We start from the raw sequence: 17,992 nt of genomic DNA, 5'->3' as shown, positions 1-17,992 counted from the left end.
CCGGGTACACATCGCGAAACTCACTGCTTTCTGGTAAGGTTTAGTATTACAAGGCTTTGTTAATAATAAAGAATAACTACTTATGTTTGATCCTAGCGTAACCATTTTTGAAAGCACACAGAGTCAGCTTGCAGAAAGTCCTCTTTGGCATCCTATGCTGAACACTTTTTTTTGGGTCGATATAAATAAAAAATTACTTTTAAGCAAAAATATACACAGCGAAAGCCAACTAAAAACCGTGAATATGCCCGATACGCTCAGTGCAATAGCGTGGATTGATGAGCAGCACTTATTGCTAGGGACAAGTACTGGTATATACAAATACCATATTAATTCAAGCACTCGCCATCTTATTCTTAATATTGAAAATACACAGCTAAATCGACGTTCAAACGACGGCCGTGCTGATCCATGGGGTGGCTTTTGGTTAAGTACAATGGATGTAAATGCTAAAAAAGGGGATGGTAAAATATACCGTTATTATAAAAACCAGCTTAAAGCCGTTGTAAGTGGTTTGAGTATCCCAAATGGATTGTGTTTTGATAAGTCCCGTTTACGCGGTTATTACTGCGACTCTTTAACGAGTTGTATTTATGTATTAGATTTGGATGAGAAAACTGGTGAGCCTTGCGCTGAGCCACGTGTTTTTTATCAATTTAATAATACTGATGTTGACCCCGATGGCTGCGTAACCGATAAATTAGGCAATTTGTGGCTAGCTGTTTGGGGAATGGGATGTGTTATGTGTTTATCCCCAAGCGGTGAGCTAATTAAAACAATAGAGCTTTGTGCATTAAAACCGACGTGCACCGCCTTCGGTGGTGAAAATGCTGAGTTACTACTTGTGACATCGGCATTTGATGAAGCGATTAATAATACTGTTGGTGAACAAGGCGCTGTATTTCAGATCTCCGGTATAAAAAACGGGCAGTTTGAGCCGCCCGTTTTACTGTAACTTGTAATTTTCAGTGATGATTAGCTTTTAGGCGTAACCCACATAACACCCACTTCTTTTTTAGTTACTAAAACCTCAGTACCGGCGATAATTGGTTGCTCACTTTCAACGCCTTACTTAACTTACTACGCGTAAATCACTGAGTAGTTGTATTGTTTATAATTTCAGGTGTATGGACTATCACTACAGCAAACTTTAAAGCACTAAAACTCACTGCAGTGCGGCTCCTTAGTCGGTTTTTAAAAACTAGCTATTTTATTTCTACCTGTTTCTTTTGCGTTATAAAGGGCTATGTCGGCGTTAGTTATAACCTCTTTGGGTTTTGTTTTGTGATTGGGTATGAAACTATAAAACCCAATGCTTAAAGTGAGGTATTTACTGACAGTTGAAAAGTTATGTTCAATTGCGAGTTCTGCGATTTTTTCCTGAATAAGAACAGCAAACCTTTGACAGTGTTCTGTGTCGACTGCAGGTAAAACTATCGCAAATTCTTCACCCCCGAAACGAGCTGCTAGATCACCTTCGCGTTTACAAATATAGTGTAGCGCTTTGGCCACTCGCTTTAGCACTTCATCGCCAAGCTGATGCCCATAGTTATCGTTATAACGCTTAAAAAAATCAATATCACACATAATTAAACTGATAGATTCTTTATTACGTGCACAACGCTTAATTTCGCATTTTAAAGTCTGATCAAAACAACGTCTATTAGCAATGTTTGTAAGGCCATCCGTATTGACTTGTTTATTGAGTTTTTGGTTGGCGTTAATGAGTTGCTGCTGAGTTTGTTGAAGCTCTTGCTTATAATTTAAATTTTTGAAAGCATTAGCAAGCATTTCACCTACTAACCTTAGGCGAATAAGGTCTAAATCTGTCCAGTCTTGCTTTTGAATTACACAATCACAGCCAATAAAGCCAACCAGTTCTTTGTCATAGCGTAAACCAATGCAAAGTACCGATTTTATTTCTTGTCGCTGGAAAATCGTTTTTTCGCTCATTGCTTGAATGGGGAGCAAAGATACATCATTCACTCTGAATAAATGGGTACGGGCCATCGAACTAAAAAAATAAGGGAGGTCGCTTTTTAAAAGGTTTTGTAAGTCGTCTTTAAAAGCTTTAATACCATCATTGACCCATTCGTGAGTGTTATTAATAGTTTTACCATCATCGGAAAACTTAAAAAGATAACTCCTATCGGCATTGCAAACCGTACCGACTGCTTTTAATGCATAGTTGATATGCTTATCAACATCGTCATTTTGAATATCAATTAAGTCAGTTGAGATGTTCGATATAATATTATCAAAATCATATTGTTCATCCACGTTGTTATTTAATATATCGATAATAATAATGGAGTTTGAATTAGGTAAATTTGCAAATTTTACGTTGAGTAGCAATTTGGATGATTGTTTCGATAAAATAAACTGGCATTGGTTATTTGCCGTAAAATAATCAAAGAATAGCTCCTCGATCAACAGATTTTTTTTACTGTGATGATTGGTTAAAGTGATGTGTGAAAAATCAGTTTTATAAAAATGTGATTGGTCTTTTAAGTCAAACAAGTCCTGTGCCTGGCTGTTAACTTTAAATATATCTTCATTTGCATCATAAAGTAATACACAAAACGGCAATAACTCCAAGTTTTGCCATGCTTCTTCTGATAGGTTATTACTCACTCAACTCTCCATGTGTCCAAGCCATAATTAAATTCTTTTTCTTTACTAACTATTAGCACATTTTTTTTGATTTACTAAGTTTTTAGTGCGTTTGCGGGCAGTACGTATTATAATTGATACTGTATATCATTACCCATTTCTACTCTAAGCCATCTTTGGCTTATTTGCACTTTAAGTATAGGTTATTCAAGCATTTCATGACAGAAATCACTACACACCAAGCTTCTCGTCGTCGGTTACTCATTGCGCTAGCAATTACGTGTTCGTTTATGGTAATTCAGGTTATAGGTGCTTATTATTCTAATTCGCTTGCTGTTCTTGCTGATGCGGGGCATTTGTTTGTTCACAATAGCTCGTTATTCATCGCACTGATAGCATCAAGTCTCGCTATTCATTTTGCCAAAACCTATAACGATGGCCATCAACGAGCAGAGCTTTTTGGTGGCCTAGTGAACGGGTTTTTATACCTAGCAATCAGTTTAATTATTTTGTATGAAGGTGGTGAGCGCTATATACACCAACATGAAGGAAATGAGCTGGCTATCAATAGTTATTTAATGTCGGTTATTGCTGCTATTGGTTTTTTATTTCATGGGGCTGCTGCATGGGTTTTATATAAAGGCCGCAAAGCGAGTATTAATGTGTACGCGGTATTTTTACATTCATTCTTTGATCTGATTTCTACCGTATCGACATTTGTTGCCGGTATTCTTATATATTTCACAGGCTGGGTTGTAATCGATATTTTATCGAGTATGTTAATTGCTTCTTTCGTATTATTCACCGGTATTAAGGTCATAATTAGTTGTATAAAAGGTTTACGCCTAAATAAAGCGAAACTTCCTAAAGTTACTGATATTGAAAATAAAATTACAGATATGGAACATGTTCATAATGTCCATAACGTCACTGTAACGCGCAAATATAATGGTATTGTAGTAGGCGCACACGTTGTCCTTAAACAACATTGTACGATTGAAAAACATGATGAAGCGTGTCGTATGAAGGTAGAGCAATTATTAGCCGAAAAATTTAATGTACGTAATAGTGTATTACAAATTGAAAGCCATGAATGCCATCATATCCATTAATAGCATCTGATTAATATAAAAGCGTGTAATAATGATTAGCACGCTTTTAATGTTTCAAATCAAATCAAATCAAATCAAATCAATGATATTGCTAAAACAATCGCTTTTACGTAAGTCTTTAGCATTCATTGGTTTTGCAAAGTAATAACCCTGTAATACATGGCAGCCAACCTCGGCTAAAAAGAGCATCTGTTCGCGCGTTTCTACTCCTTCTGCAATGCAGTATAGATCTAAGTTTTCTGCCAATGAAAAAATAGTTTTAATAATTGATTCATCTCCCTTATCTATACCAATACTATTTACAAAGCTTTGATCTATCTTAATAACATTAATAGGGAATTGGCTTAAGTAGGTGAGTGATGAGTATCCTGTACCAAAATCGTCAAGCAGTAATTTAAACCCAGCAGCTTTTAGGTTTTGCAGCTGTTTGGCTGCTTTAAGCTTATCTTCTAATAAAATACTCTCTGTTATTTCGAGCCTTAATTGTCTTGGATGAACTTGAGAGTCCGCTAATATAGCCATTAACCGCTGTGTTATGTTTGTTTTTAAAATGTGTTTAGGCGATAAGTTTAAAGATATATAAAACAACGGGTTTTCGCTGAGTATAGGCGCAAGTTCAATTAGTGAACGGTGCAAGGCTTGCTCAGTAAGAAGTTCTATTAAACCGGTTTCCTCAGCTACAGGAATAAAAAGAGCTGGAGATATTAACTGGCCTTCATTTTTCCAGCGCATGAGTAACTCCACGCCATTTATTGTTTTTTCTTCTATGTCGATAATAGGCTGGTAGTGATTAAAAAATCGGTTGTCTTTTACTGCATCTTTTAAATCATTTTCAAGCAGTAACTTTTGTTTTATTAGCTCATTCATTTCATCGCTAAAAAACTTAAAGTCGTTTCTCCCGCCTTGCTTAGCGTGCATCATTGCAACATCGGCATTACGGATGAGTATATCTGTGGTTACAGCATCGAATGGGTATAGAGCTACGCCAATACTTGCTGAGATATTAATAGAGAAGTCTTCAATAATTACTTTATTAGCTAATTCATTACTAATTTTTCTTACGTTATCGCGAAGAGATTGGAGTGATTTTATATTTTGAATCAGCACTAAAAATTCATCACCACTTTGGCGGCCAAGTATAGCGTTTTCGCTAAGCATACCGCTTACTCTTTGGGTAATATTACATAACAACATGTCACCCACTGCATGGCCAAAAGAGTCATTAACAGGTTTGAACTTATCTAAATCAATAAATAATAATGCGCATTGGGTATTGTTTTTATCGGCATATTTAATCGCCTTTTCAATGTTTTGATACATTAAACTACGATTAGGTAGGTGCGTTAGAGGGTCAAAATTAGCCAAATAGCGCAGTTCGTTTTCAGCACGTTTTTGTTCAGTTAAATCTGTAATAACAATCACATAGTAACTTGCAGTGTCTTTTGTTACAGCTGTGGCACTTATATGTATTGGGTGTTCATTATTTCTTGCTGTTTTTATATAAACATCACTTTGCCAGTTTTCAGTTGGTTTTAATTTTTTTAAAATACTAGCAAACTCTCTGCACTTATCTTTACCAATTGCTTTAATAAACAATTTAGGGCTAATTTTGGTGGCCGTTTGCTCGTTTGAAAATGTTTCAATAAAACTATTGTTCGCAGAAAATGGCATTAAACGCTTATCGAGTATAAGTAACCAATCGTTTATTTGGCTAAACGCTTCACCTAAAATTTTTGCTTGTTGCTCATTAGCTCGTTGCTCGGTGATATTGGTATATATGCCAGAAACATATAGAGGCTCATTTGTTTGAGGATCGTATATAACTTGCCCTGTATCTTGATACCAGAGCCAATGGCCATTTTTATGCTGTAAACGGTAAGTTGCTTGCCAGTTTTGTTGTTTTTTGTACTTGAAGTAGTTTTCCCATTGGTTTTCAAAACGACGTCGATCGTCTGGGTGTATCAACGCTAAAAATTGATCTATATGCACGCGTTCTGGTAAGTCTGTATAGCCCAATTCACTTCCTCTGAGCGTATTTACGGAAGCGTCTTTAAAGTTATAATCCCATACGCCGCTTTTATTATTTTTAAGCGCGAGTTCTGTTTGCTTTTGCGAGTGAATAGTCGCTCTATGGGCTTGTTCAATTGCTACTCGGCGGCTGCGATACTGCCAAAAAATAAAAAATAACACCCCAAGAATTAAAATAATGTAGGCGGCTATAGCAATGGGCGATCTCCAAGGAGCATACGCCACGTTGATATTAAGTGTTGTAGGCTCGCTTGTAATAATACCATCACGATTATGTGCTGATATTTTTAGTGAGTAATTACCAGGTTGAAGCTTTGTGAAAAACACTTGATTAGATTGTAAATCTTCATATGTTAGAGACGTAGGCCCTAAAAGGATTACTTTATAATATGCTTTATCAATATTAGGGTAAGAGAAGTTAGAAAAGCTAACCGTCAATCCCATGTCTTCATAATTTAATTCAAGTGGTTTGCTAAGGTATTTATGAGGATTGTAATTGAGTTCCCTAGTAAGGAGGCTAATATCAGTAATGGCTAGATTACTTTTTTGTAGTTGTTCTTTTTCATTAAAGTCTAACGGATTAAAAAGTAAGGCTCCAGCATTACTGCCGAACATAAGCCTGCCATCGCTTAGTGTTGCTGCCGCTATTGGTGTAAATTGGTTTATATTCAAACCGTCTTTTACTGAAAAACTCACTACATTGAGTGTATCTAGGTCTATTTGATAAAGACCATTGTCGGTACTTGCCCATAAAAAGCCGTTTTTATCAGGAAATAGTGAATAGATAGAATCAGTATTAAACGAATTTTTTAATCCTATATAGTGCTTTATTTCATAAGTAACGGGGTCAACGCCGAGCAAACCTTCGTGAGTGGTTGCTAACCATAAAATTTTTCGTTTTGAGTCTAAGTAAAAGTTTTCTACAGTGTAAAAAATATCTTCTTTAGGATTAAAAGACTGAAATATAGTCGTTAAAGTTTTCGTTTTTTCGTTGTACCTAAGGAAGCTTTTTGATGTGCCAAGTACAAACTCTTCAGGATGTGTGTCGAGGTGTTTATAAAAAGCGTAAGAAAATAAAGGATCGACTTGCTCTTTGAGCCCCTTAATAATTCTTGTTTTTCCTGTTGTTTCATTAAAAACATAAAAATTATCATCCGACATAAATGCATATGTGTCTGCAGATAACTGGGCAAAGCCAAATAAGTTGGATTGGTTAATTACATCTTTTTCTGTGTCTTTATTTTCAATAATTTTACCCGTTTGTTTATCAAACAGTTTAAAACCATCGAAAGTAACAAGCCAAAGGAATTGATTATCACCAATTGAAGACGCAAAAATATCATAAACGGCAGATGCCCCGTATATTGCTTTTGAGTCGGTTGAGCTTAGATATACATCACTTTTATTTGTTGCTTTGTCGTACCGTGCAATTCCATCTTCTGTTCCTAACCAAATAATATTATTTTTGTCTTGGTAGGTGGCATGAACAGTATTGTTACCGGGTAAAGTAATGTGTTTAAACCGTCGGGTTTTAATTGGCCATGTAAACACGCCCTGGGTTCTAGATGCGAGCCAAAGTACGCCGGACTTATCAACCATTAGATCGTTTATTGAGTTTTCATTAATATTAAACTTACTTTTTTCATAATTTAATACGAATTCTAGTTCTTTGGTTTCGCGGTGATAACTGAACAATCCACTTTCGGTTGCTACAAACTCCCCGTAAACAGTATTGGCATAATCCCATATATTATAATCAGGGATTAAAGTTGTAATATTTGCTGCAGATATATTTTTGGTATTATCGAATGCTAATTGATACATGCCTTCAACAGTACCAACAAGTAATCCTAATTCATTATCAATACTTAAGAATTTGACGTTTACATTATCTATCGTATTTTTTTCAGGGGGATGAAGAGGTATTTTTACAAGTTCTGAATTATCTATATTTGCAGTGTATAAACCATCATTTGTACCAATATATAAAGTGTTTTTATATATTGTTAATGACCGAATGTAGTCACCTTTATTTGGTAGGGTTAGCTTAAATGTAAAGTGTTTACTCGTCTCATCAAATGTATATATTTGAGCATCTATGGCGAAATAAAAAATGTTTTGTTGCTGAGTCATTGCAGAGATCGGAGAGAACATTTTTTGTTCTTTATCTATTTGACCAGAATAGATTTTTTCGGTTTTTAAAGTGAGGGGATCTATTATATAGGCACCAGAAAGATCTGTTGAGACAATGATTTTTCCGTCTTCGGCTTTAAATAATGCATAAATATAGTGTTTATCCAGGCCAAAGCCGCCACTAAAAGTTTTTACATTATATCCATCAAAACGATTTAAACCCTGTTGGGTTGCTATCCAAATATAACCAATATCATCCTCTTGAGTCTGCAAAACGTAACTTTGCGATAGGCCTTCGTCAGTAGAAATTCGTTGTAATTGCTGAGCATAGTTTTGTGATGCAAAAGTGCTTTGGATGCATAGTAAAAAAGTAATGGTGATATGAAAAAAAAATTTGCTCAAACGCACTTATAAACACTCTCAGTGGAAGATAGGATGATGCTTAGCTAGATAGTAAATATAGCATAAGTTTTTATTTTTTAATTACAAATAATATACATAACGCTAAAAGTTCTATTTTTAAATAGTGAGCTACTCTATACAGATAATAGTAAATGCTTATAAGGAGAGTATAGTGCTTTTCTCTAATATTGATGCAAAAAACAGCGTGTTATTAGTTATAGACTTACAAGAGTTGCTTGCTCCTGCAATTAAAGATTTTCCGAATATTTTAAAAAGCACATTGCAGTTAGCTCAAGCGGGTATTATTCATGGCGTTCCATGTTTAGTAACGGAGCAATATGTGAAAGGTTTGGGCGAGACTAATCAGCAAATTAAAAATACGTTACCTAATGCCACGTATTTTCATAAAACGTACTTTAGTGCGTGTGCAGAGCCTGGTTTTGTTGATACGTTAAAAAGCCATGGTAAAAAGCAAGTTGTTGTTGTGGGAACTGAAGCACATGTGTGTGTTTTACAAACATGCTTAGATTTAATAGAAAATGACTTTGAAGTTATTATTGTTTACGACGGAGTTGGTTCGAGAAACCCACAACATAAAAATTTGGCGATTGAGCAGCTACGTCAAGCTGGAGCTGTAATTTCATGCGCTGAAATAGTAATTTTTCAATGGACAAAAAAAGCTGCTACGCCTACGTTTAAGAAAATACTGCCTATAATTAAGTAGACCGCATGCATGTAATGTAAATAAAATGTATTGCTTTGATGTGTCGTTAGTTAATTATTGTGTTAAGTAAACTGAAACTCGTTTATATACGTATATTGCAGACTGCTTTATAAAACAACAATGCAAACAACAATTTTAAGGTTCTTATGTCTAGTATTGGCCGGTTATTTACAATTATTTTCAGTCTTTTGTTTGTCGAGTCTATTGCTATAGGCTTGTATTTCGACACATTAGCGCAGGCTTTTATGATAGGTTTGCCATTGTGTTTATTACCTATATGGCTTTTAAAAACACAAGGTGATAGCCCTATTATCCCCCATGTGGTAGCTGCCGCCATAATGATGTTTTCTTTTTTGCACATACAACAAACTTTTGGGCTGATTGAAGTCCATTTTGAAATATTTATTTTAATGCCCATGTTAATTGTTTTTGTACAGTGGCGAGTGTTTATTACCGCTATTATTTTTGTAGCGGTACATCATTTATCTTTTTATTATTTACAAACTCAAAATACGGGTTTTTACGTATTTGACCCTGATAGACTCGCTTTTACTACGGTGCTAATTCATGCTGGATACGCAATAGTTGAAGTATTAGTTGCAGGCTATATTGCAAAAACGCTGCAACGGGAACGTCGTGCGGGCTTATCTTTAAGTTATGCGACAGAACAAATAATGAAAGATCCTGAAAACATTAAACTCTCTCTTCGCGCGGATGACACTAAAAGCGAAGCTGTAGCAGGATTTAACACATTACTAGATTACTTATCTGATGTTATTAAACAGGTACAAACACAATCAGAATCATTGCAAAAAAACTCACAAGAGCTTATTGATGTACACGATCAGTTAGCGAGTGGTGCGGTTCAACGCACACAACAAACCGATGATATTGCTAATTCCGGCGCTCAAGTTGCCAATGGCTTTAAACTTGTAGAAGAAGAAAGTGAGGTGCTTAAGCGCCAAGTTGACCATATTACACAATCTGCAGGTGATGCATTAAAAGAAGTGCTTCAAACAGACGCTAAAAGTAGAGAGTTGTTAACACTGCTTAACCATACCGAAGAAAAAATAAACCACTTAGTGGCAGCGGGCGATGTTATTTCAGGGCTTCTTAATGAAATATCAGGCATTGCTGAGCAAACAAACCTACTTGCTTTAAATGCCGCTATTGAAGCTGCCCGCGCAGGCGAACACGGTCGAGGTTTTGCTGTTGTTGCTGATGAGGTAAGATCTTTGGCCAACCACAGTAAAGCAACAACAGATAAAATTAGTCTTACATTAAAAGATCTTGTTAATAATAGTAAAACGTCAACGCAATCAATGAGTCAGTGTGTGAGTTTTGTAGTTGATTTAACAAGTATTAGTGCTGCAATGAAAGAAAATATTTCAGCAATGAGCGAGCAAATAGCCGCAGTATCTTCAAGCTCTGACTCAGTTGCACAAGTGGTAGCGGAGCAGGCAGGTAATACCGAGTTAATAGCAAGCAGTACTGATACTATGCGCCAAAATCAGTACCAAGATACGCAAATAGTGCAGCAGTTAACCGCTAAGGTGCAGTTAATCGATGTAAGTATTGATGTATTAGAGCAAAGCATTGCCAAGTTTAAATAAATCTAACTCTTTTGTATTTTCGCTTATAGCTATATGGCTTGTTTGTGTTGTTGCAGGGTTAGTTTATTTTCAGTTAGAGCAACTTAAGCCGTTTGATAGCTCAAAAGTTTTATTGCAAAAGCACTGGTTTAATAACTTTAAAAAGCAATTGGACTGGGTTGACACTAATGAAGCGTCGTTAGTGCTTATAACTGAAAAAAATTGCGGGTGCACCATACAAGCTAAGTCGCATATTTCATCGTTAAGCTCTTTTGCTGCCAATAAAGCTATGAAGGTTGTACAAGTTGAATTAACACCAAAGCTTAAACACGTTATTCCGGCAACGCCTGCCGCCGTTATTATTAATAAAAACGGTGAGTTTGTTTATGCCGGTCCTCTCTCTGAAGGGTTAGCGTGTGCCCAGGGAAGTGGCTTTGTTGAAACTGCGGTCACTAATTTAGCTGCAGGCTTTAACTCAAACCTTTTAATTACGCAAACCAAGGGGTGTTATTGTGTAAATAATGCGTAAATAATGCGTAAATAATGTGCAGAAAAAACTAAAGCTCGCACTTAAATCAACAGTTACGAGCTTTAATATTGATTAAATTGTCACTAACCCATAAATACCTAATAACACAAACACACAAGCAGCAATCGCGCGTACGGTATTTAGAGATATTCTTTTTAGTAATGCATTACCTGCATATATAACAGGCACGTTAGCAATTAGCATACCTAACGTGGTTCCTACCGTTACCCAAAACACAGACTGATATTGTGCGCCTAGCAACACTGTCGCTATTTGTGTTTTATCACCAATTTCTGCAATAAAAAATAATACAAAAGCGACTAAAAAAGCCCCGTAGCTATCGTATTTATTACTTACATCTTCGTCTTTATCTGGAACTAATAGCCAAAGGCCAACAATAATAAAGCTGATGTTTACAAGCCAAGGTAAATATTCAGAAGAAAAACTATTACTTAACCACTGCCCAAACCACGCTGATAGGCCATGATTGAGTAAAGTTGCGGCTAAAATACCAAGAATAAGTGCGCTTTTATTACGAAAACGGGCAGCTAACAGGAGCGATAAAAGCTGCGTTTTATCGCCAATTTCGGCAAGTGTGACGGTGACGGTTGAGGTTAAAAAAACTTCCATTATTGATTCTTACAGGCGGGAATACTAAACCAAGGCAAACAACTATCTCCCGCCATGAGGATAGTGTCTACCTAGGTCTCGCCGATAACGCTTGCTACAACATTACAAACTTACCATGCACTTGAGGTGCAATTATGTTGATAAGTTTACTCATTACTGAGCGGGCTACTCCCCTAAGAGGCGGCCATTATTCCATAACTTTACTTTTAGGTAAATATAGTTAAGAGAACAAATACCATATTCTAATAAATAATTTATATTTATTAGTGAGGAAGCTATTGATAACAATTGTCGTTTAGATTAGTATGCACCTATTGAATGTAATTAACACGGTTTGTATTGATGTATATTTGTCTTTGTCACGGTGTGACTGATAAAAAAATTGAGCAAACAATTGACGATGGTGCAACGACCATGCGTGAATTAACCAAAGAGCTTAAAGTAGGCAGCCAATGCGGTAAGTGTTGTGGTTGTACTAAAAAGATCCTTAATCGCAGACTTATTCAAATTGCGGATGTAACGGATCAAGTTGCTTAATTACATATAAAATTTAGATATAAAAAAAGCAGCTTTTTAGCTGCTTTTTTTATGCTTGTTACTATTTACAGTTGAGACTGTAAGTAGTTTTTGATACCCGTATTTTTAATAAGTAATTGTTGGGTTTCTAACCAATCAATTTGCTCTTCTTGTTCATTTAAAATGTGATCAAGGGCTTCACGGGTAATGTAATCTTTTTTACTTTCAGCCAGTTTAACGGCGCTTCGTAACTCGTCAATAGTATCGAGTTCAAAACTCATGTTAGCAGCAATCATTTCTTCGCTGTTTTCACCAATACGTAATCGGCCTAGGTCTTGAAGATTTGGTAAGCCTTCTAAAAACAAAATACGTTCAATTAAACGATCAGCGTTTTTCATTTTTTGAATTGATACTTTGTAGTCTGCTTTATCAAGCTGTGTAAAGCCAAAATCTTTAAACATACGTGCATGTAAAAAGTATTGGTTAATACCAACAAGCTCATTAGCGAGCACTTTATTAAGCGCTGCAATAACGTCTTTATCGCCTTTCATAATATGCTCCTACTAAGCCATTTGTGCTTGATGATAATTTTCAGAACCAATTTTATCAATTAGACCAAGTTGTTGCTCTAACCAGTAAACATGATCTTCTTCGGTATCAAATAACAGCTTTTCTAAAATGCTACGAGATTGATAATCTTGTTGTTCTTCACATATTGCGATTACGTCTTTAACACACGCAACTACTTCAAGCTCTAGTGTTAAATCGTTTTGCATCATGCTTTTTACATCGTTACCGATAAGTAAATCACGGCGCTTAGTCATATTTGGTACACCTTCTAAAAACAAGATGCGCTTGATAAGCCAGTCTGCGTGATCTTTTTCTTCTTCCATTTCGTGGTTAAGGCGCTCGTATAGTTTGTTTAAACCCCAGTCGTCATACATGCGCGAGTGTATAAAATACTGATCGATTGCTGCTAATTCGTTTGCTAACAATGTATTAAACGCATCGATTACTTTTTGATTACCTTTCATGATAAATCGCCTCAACTATTTCAATTGTATGCAGTGTAGTACATATAGCCTATATTGCAAGTTTTCTCTATAAAAATCATTGCGTTACTATTGGTTTTGATTCTTATTTAAGTTTGCGTTACTGCTTGGTTTATGGACAGTTTTTTATTTGTATTAGTATCTGAGAATGATTACTAGAGGTATTTATAAACAATAAGTAGAGATACTGCTTTTCATATTATCTTTTTAAATAAATAGGCATGCTGATGCCTATTTATTGAGTCTATCACTAATTAAAACTGGTATTTAGCACCCAGCGTTGCGGTTGTGCCTAATCCTTTAATGTTATATCCACCGTAGGTGTAAGCCTGTGCGCGGGCAGGGTAGTAATCGCTATTAAATAGGTTTTCTATTCCAAAATACCCACTCCACCTGGCGTTAACATTGTATTGGCCACTTAAGTTGAATGTGTTGTAGCTACTAACAGGGCCCTGATCGCCAGAGTATTGGCCCTGTGCATTTTTATCAAAGCGCTTTCTGTCGCCTACATATAAAAAGCTCATTGCAAGCGATAGCTCGTCATTTGTTTGCCACGTTACATTCGCCGTTGCTTTGGGTGGGCTAATTTGGCTTGCGCCTAGGTAGTCATCAGCTTCGGTGTTTTTACCTTCTACGTAACTGTATGTGGCGCTTAATTTAAGGTCTTGGTTAATAGTATAATTAACTAACCCTTCGTAACCCCATATTTCTTGTGGTGCACGTACGGGTTCGTAAACACCCGTTACTTCATTATACTCATTACTTGTACCAAGCTCTGAGGTACTTCTGTAAAGAGCAAATTCAAAACGTACGTTTTCAAACTGTGAGGTAAAACCAATTTCGTAATTGTCGATTATTGAGGCTTGTGTTTGAACAAGTGCAATATCGTCAACAGTTGCAGCGCGAAGTAGGCGACCAATATCAGAAATATCAGAGCCCTGTGAATAACTAAAAAATGGGCTGAATGCATCTGTTAAATTGTATTTTATGCCTGCATTATACGTTGTAGCGTCATAGTTTATGGTATCACCACGCACATTTAATGGTACTGAACATTGAGATACGGTTTTGCAAAGTTTTAGCGTTTGGTAGTCACTTACACTCAAATCAATGCTTTCGTTTCTTACACCCGCTTTTACAATAATATCGTCGTTTATTACCCATTTGGTTTGTAAAAAGCCAGCCACACTTTTCATGTCCATTTCTGGCACCCACACACGGCCATCTACTAAAGGTTGCGATGTTTTATCATTTAAGGCATCAATACCGTAGATTAGAGTGGCTGTTAGGTTTTCAAAATCAAACTGGCTATTAAATGTAGCTCTTGCACCTTGCTTGTCTGATTTAATAACCGATTGACCACCGCTATAACCTTCATCAAGATTGGCTAAAGCGGTTGAGAAAAAGAATACGTTTTCTATATTTTGTTTATACAGATCGAGGGTCATTTGTGTGTTTTCAAACAACGCGTAATCAACATATTTTAGGGTTATATTTTCGTTGCCTTCTGGGCCTTGCGGTTTACCTTGTTTTTGAAGCGCTAATGGGACGTGTATAGCGTATGTTTTTTCCCCTATATTGCCATCGCCAGTAACATCGCCTAAATCAGTTTTTTGCTGTGAGCTGTAAAAGTTATAGCTGAACTGCAGTTGCTTTTCGTCGTCAAAATCATAAGTTAGTTTGGTAAAATAGTTTTGAGTTTCAGAGTCTGATAAACCATATTGCAAGCCTAAAATATCGCCCTGTGCATCGCGTTGTACGCCGTTTTCTTCATAGCTTGCCGTTAACAGGTAGCTTAGTTGGTCGAGCTTACCGTTTACTGCGGCTGATACTCTACCGCCACCACTTTCTGCTAATTTAACAGCGCTAAAGCGGCTTGAAATACTTATTTCGCCTTCCGGTTTACCATCACTACGCGCTTGTTTTGTTATGTAGTTAATAATGCCACCTGAGGCACCATTACCATAAATAGACGTTGCGCCTTTTATGACTTCAATGCGCGCTATTGCGCTGGCGTCTAACGTCTTTACGCCTAAAGAACCATTACGAAGAGGGGTTGATTGCGGTACGCCATCAATCATTATTAATGGCGCACGGCCGCGTAGTGTTTGTCCTGAATTACTTGAACTACCAGTATCTGGGGCAAGGCCAGGAACCATTTGCGCGAGTAAACTTCCCAATTCTGAGCTTACTTTTAAATGCTGTTGTATTTGTTGCTGATTAATAACGGTGATCGAGGCTGGTACTTCGTCAATGCTTTCTGATATACGGCTGCCTGAAACAATGACATGCTCAAATTGATCTGAATTGTATTCATTTTTATTATTTTCATTTGCTAACGTGTTAGTACTTATTGCAACAGCGATAAGGCAAAGCGAAGTTTTTAACATGGGGTGTCTTAGTTGATAACAATTTGCGTAATGGTAATCATTATCAACTAATGGCACAAGTGTTAATGAGATTTATTTCCATTTATGGCGTTTTAACCAGAAATACACACCGCTTACAATAAAAAATGCGAGTGAAAGGGCTATTAATAACCATAAAAACTGCACGATAGGACCTGCAAAATCACCAATGTGAAACTTATATTTGAAGTTCCATGCTTGTGTTGTGAAGTTTGTTTTACTGGCGTCAAATGAGTTTAATACTTTACCCGTAAATGGGTTAGTCCAAACCCAGCTGTAAGCGTGACTTTCGCCAGGGTTTTGCATTCTCAGTGCAATTGCTTCGTCATCCTTTTTAGGTAAGTAAATTCTATATAATTTACCGTCTGGAAATACGTTCTCTGCATTTTTAATTGCTTCATTGTAGTTTAAAGTAGCTTGAGAAGGGGTTATTACTTTTGGTGCTTTAGGTCTTTGTTCTACCTTGTTTAAGGTCACAAATTCTAATACCGATTGAGTTTGTGTTTTCCAGTTAAATGCCATACCAGTAAAGGCAATCAGCATAAGCGGTATAAAAAAGTAAACACCAAGCACTGTATGTAATTGATACATGAGCATTCTAAATTTGGCTTTTGGTTTTATAGCTAAACGTTTAACTCTGTTTTTGGGCTTTACCCATAAATAAAAGCCCAGTAATACATTTATTAAAAGTAGCAATGCACACACCGACATCCAATTTCGAAAGGTTTTTTCACCTTTACTGTTTTCAAACAACAGCCAACGATGTAATCCCATAGCAAACCCATAAATCGTATCGGTTGATTCATAGATGTTTAGTACACTCCCTGAGTAGGGGTTAACACTGGCGTAGTGTTTATTGGCTAACCGAAATTGCCATGCTGCGTTTGGCGCTTGTTCGGGCATAAAAAAGGTGATTTTTTGCTTAGTTTGAGCTTGTACATTTTGTATAAGTTCATCGTAATGCATTAAGTTTTTTTGGGGTGTTACTTGCCATTTCTCAGGCTCTATTAGGTGCTGTATGTCTTTTGCATAAATCATAACAGCACCGGTTAGGCTCACTATTAATAAAAATAGTCCGCTAATTAGGGCAAGGCCTAAATGAATTCTACGTAACCAAAGTTTCAAAAACGGTATCTCATTATGAGTTAATGACAATATTGTAAATGATAATACGAGCTGTTTTCAATTAAATAGTTATGTATTTGGTTTAGCTTGTTATTAAGAGCATTAAATTGGGCTTTAATTTGCGATTGGTCGGATTTCTATTATGCAATTTTCAATATTAAAATTGTCGTGTAAAAAGCTTTTTACTGCTGGCAAATTAATTAAGTGCTGAGTGCCAATAATAAGCTCACAATAATTTTCTTTATCATCTAGTTGCCAAAGCTTAATGCTAACTACCGATTCGATATTAAATTCATTACTAATAGCATGTGATATTGCGTGTATATCAATATTGCTAGGCGCTGCTTGCATTAAAATTTTGCAGCTTTGCTTTAATAGTAAAATGCCATGATAAATTACATAAAGAGAAATAAGCACAGTGGCAATTAAGTCAACGATATACCACTGGTATAAAATAATTAAGGTGCCCGCAATAATAACAACAATAGATGCCATTGCATCCGATACGTTATGAATAAAGGCCGCTTTTATATTTATACTGTGATTTGCGCCAGCTCGGTAGGTTAAATATGCGGTTGCTAAATCAATAATCAATGCTATTGCTGCCACCCACACAACCATCCAACCATTAATTGGTTGAGGGTTTAAATAGCTCGAAATGGCTTCAAAAATTAAATACACACCAATTAATATCAATGTACTGCTATTAAAAAGTGTGGCAAGTATTTCAGCGCGTTTATAGCCAAAATGATGAGTGGTGTCAGCAGGTTTATTACCAATTTTACGTGCAACGAGCGCGATAAATATAGCGGCAGCATCACTTAAATTATGAAGTGCATCGGCTATAAGTGACAAACTGCCCGAAAATACCCCGCCAATAACTTGGGCTACGGTTAGCAATACATTAATAACCACAGCGACGGTTAGCTGTTTATCGCTCTGGTTTTCGTCTACATGACTATGTGAGTGATCGTGCGCCATAATGACCTCAAATGTATTAATTGAATATTGCTTATATCATGGCTGGTTTAAAACCGCTACAGATGTGGTAGCGTCAATAAATCTAATTATAAGTTAGTAATAAAGGCGTATATTTTAAAAAGTGTGAATTTAATATTGTAACGCTAA

Annotated in this window: 14 protein-coding genes; 6 read left to right on the top strand and 8 right to left on the bottom strand. The window is 36.3% G+C overall.

The genetic code is table 11. From position 1 onward, the window contains the following. Nucleotides 1–82: 82 nt before the first annotated feature. Nucleotides 83–955 carry an SMP-30/gluconolactonase/LRE family protein gene (locus tag H5118_RS00615; RefSeq protein ID WP_182724047.1) on the top strand — a complete coding sequence of 291 codons (873 nt, stop codon included), beginning with the start codon at nucleotides 83–85 and terminating at the stop codon, nucleotides 953–955. Between the two features lie 239 nt (nucleotides 956–1,194). Here the strand turns inward: H5118_RS00615 and H5118_RS00610 are convergent, their stop codons facing one another. Continuing rightward, nucleotides 1,195–2,634, bottom strand: a complete 1,440-nt coding sequence (locus H5118_RS00610) for a diguanylate cyclase domain-containing protein (RefSeq protein WP_182747355.1) — start codon at nucleotides 2,632–2,634, stop codon at nucleotides 1,195–1,197. 197 nt (nucleotides 2,635–2,831) lie between these two features. Between H5118_RS00610 and H5118_RS00605 the strand changes: the two genes are divergently transcribed. Then, on the top strand, nucleotides 2,832–3,725 hold the full coding sequence (locus tag H5118_RS00605) for a cation diffusion facilitator family transporter (protein ID WP_182747353.1): 894 nt from the start codon (nucleotides 2,832–2,834) through the stop codon (nucleotides 3,723–3,725). Nucleotides 3,726–3,794: 69 nt separating this feature from the next. Here the strand turns inward: H5118_RS00605 and H5118_RS00600 are convergent, their stop codons facing one another. Then, nucleotides 3,795–8,294 carry an EAL domain-containing protein gene (locus tag H5118_RS00600; protein ID WP_182747352.1) on the bottom strand — a complete coding sequence of 1,500 codons (4,500 nt, stop codon included), beginning with the start codon at nucleotides 8,292–8,294 and terminating at the stop codon, nucleotides 3,795–3,797. Between the two features lie 166 nt (nucleotides 8,295–8,460). Between H5118_RS00600 and H5118_RS00595 the strand changes: the two genes are divergently transcribed. The 3 genes from H5118_RS00595 (at nucleotide 8,461) to H5118_RS00585 (ending at nucleotide 11,133) form a co-directional block, all read left to right on the top strand. Further along, nucleotides 8,461–9,012, top strand: coding sequence for an isochorismatase family protein (locus H5118_RS00595; RefSeq protein WP_182695210.1), 552 nt, complete (start codon nucleotides 8,461–8,463; stop codon nucleotides 9,010–9,012). Nucleotides 9,013–9,158: 146 nt separating this feature from the next. Beyond that, the gene (locus tag H5118_RS00590; protein WP_165723367.1) at nucleotides 9,159–10,625 is read left to right on the top strand and encodes a methyl-accepting chemotaxis protein; all 1,467 of its coding nucleotides are present in this window, start codon (nucleotides 9,159–9,161) and stop codon (nucleotides 10,623–10,625) included. Continuing rightward, nucleotides 10,609–11,133 carry a DUF6436 domain-containing protein gene (locus H5118_RS00585; protein WP_182716305.1) on the top strand — a complete coding sequence of 175 codons (525 nt, stop codon included), beginning with the start codon at nucleotides 10,609–10,611 and terminating at the stop codon, nucleotides 11,131–11,133. Before H5118_RS00590 ends, H5118_RS00585 begins: the two co-directional genes overlap by 17 nt. 72 nt (nucleotides 11,134–11,205) lie before the next feature. On the opposite strand, the gene H5118_RS00580 is transcribed toward H5118_RS00585, so the two are convergent. Next, complete coding sequence (locus H5118_RS00580) at nucleotides 11,206–11,763, bottom strand: TMEM165/GDT1 family protein (protein WP_182716306.1); 558 nt, start codon at nucleotides 11,761–11,763, stop codon at nucleotides 11,206–11,208. Between the two features lie 342 nt (nucleotides 11,764–12,105). Between H5118_RS00580 and H5118_RS00575 the strand changes: the two genes are divergently transcribed. Next, the gene (locus H5118_RS00575) at nucleotides 12,106–12,300 is read left to right on the top strand and encodes a (2Fe-2S)-binding protein (RefSeq protein WP_002960627.1); all 195 of its coding nucleotides are present in this window, start codon (nucleotides 12,106–12,108) and stop codon (nucleotides 12,298–12,300) included. Nucleotides 12,301–12,365: 65 nt separating this feature from the next. On the opposite strand, the gene bfr (H5118_RS00570) is transcribed toward H5118_RS00575, so the two are convergent. From bfr (H5118_RS00570) to H5118_RS00550, 5 genes are all read right to left on the bottom strand, one after another. Beyond that, complete coding sequence (bfr, locus tag H5118_RS00570) at nucleotides 12,366–12,830, bottom strand: bacterioferritin (protein ID WP_002958984.1); 465 nt, start codon at nucleotides 12,828–12,830, stop codon at nucleotides 12,366–12,368. Nucleotides 12,831–12,842: 12 nt separating this feature from the next. Then, nucleotides 12,843–13,313 (bottom strand): bacterioferritin, encoded by a 471-nt coding sequence (bfr, locus tag H5118_RS00565; RefSeq protein WP_002958985.1) that lies wholly within the window; start codon nucleotides 13,311–13,313, stop codon nucleotides 12,843–12,845. A 272-nt stretch (nucleotides 13,314–13,585) separates the two neighbouring features. Next, nucleotides 13,586–15,721, bottom strand: a complete 2,136-nt coding sequence (locus H5118_RS00560) for a TonB-dependent receptor (RefSeq protein WP_182712362.1) — start codon at nucleotides 15,719–15,721, stop codon at nucleotides 13,586–13,588. Between the two features lie 72 nt (nucleotides 15,722–15,793). Beyond that, entirely contained in the window at nucleotides 15,794–16,864 is a 1,071-nt protein-coding gene (locus tag H5118_RS00555) for a PepSY domain-containing protein (protein ID WP_182747350.1), read from the bottom strand. Nucleotides 16,865–16,978: 114 nt separating this feature from the next. Next, nucleotides 16,979–17,845 carry a cation diffusion facilitator family transporter gene (locus H5118_RS00550; protein WP_182747348.1) on the bottom strand — a complete coding sequence of 289 codons (867 nt, stop codon included), beginning with the start codon at nucleotides 17,843–17,845 and terminating at the stop codon, nucleotides 16,979–16,981. Nucleotides 17,846–17,992 lie beyond the last annotated feature (147 nt).

This window comes from Pseudoalteromonas sp. SR41-1 (genome assembly GCF_014164015.1).
Lineage (GTDB): Bacteria > Pseudomonadota > Gammaproteobacteria > Enterobacterales > Alteromonadaceae > Pseudoalteromonas > Pseudoalteromonas distincta.
Note: the sequence above shows the minus strand (reverse complement) of the source record. Positions and strands in the feature narration are given on the sequence as shown.

Coding starts and splice junctions, on each gene's coding strand:
- H5118_RS00615 (WP_182724047.1), top strand. CDS start 83: ATGTTTGATCCTAGCGTAACCATTTTTGAAAGCACACAGAGTCAGCTT.
- H5118_RS00605 (WP_182747353.1), top strand. CDS start 2,832: ATGACAGAAATCACTACACACCAAGCTTCTCGTCGTCGGTTACTCATT.
- H5118_RS00590 (WP_165723367.1), top strand. CDS start 9,159: ATGTCTAGTATTGGCCGGTTATTTACAATTATTTTCAGTCTTTTGTTT.
- H5118_RS00580 (WP_182716306.1), bottom strand. CDS start 11,763: ATGGAAGTTTTTTTAACCTCAACCGTCACCGTCACACTTGCCGAAATT.
- H5118_RS00575 (WP_002960627.1), top strand. CDS start 12,106: ATGTATATTTGTCTTTGTCACGGTGTGACTGATAAAAAAATTGAGCAA.
- bfr (WP_002958984.1), bottom strand. CDS start 12,830: ATGAAAGGCGATAAAGACGTTATTGCAGCGCTTAATAAAGTGCTCGCT.
- bfr (WP_002958985.1), bottom strand. CDS start 13,313: ATGAAAGGTAATCAAAAAGTAATCGATGCGTTTAATACATTGTTAGCA.
- H5118_RS00560 (WP_182712362.1), bottom strand. CDS start 15,721: ATGTTAAAAACTTCGCTTTGCCTTATCGCTGTTGCAATAAGTACTAAC.
- H5118_RS00550 (WP_182747348.1), bottom strand. CDS start 17,845: ATGGCGCACGATCACTCACATAGTCATGTAGACGAAAACCAGAGCGAT.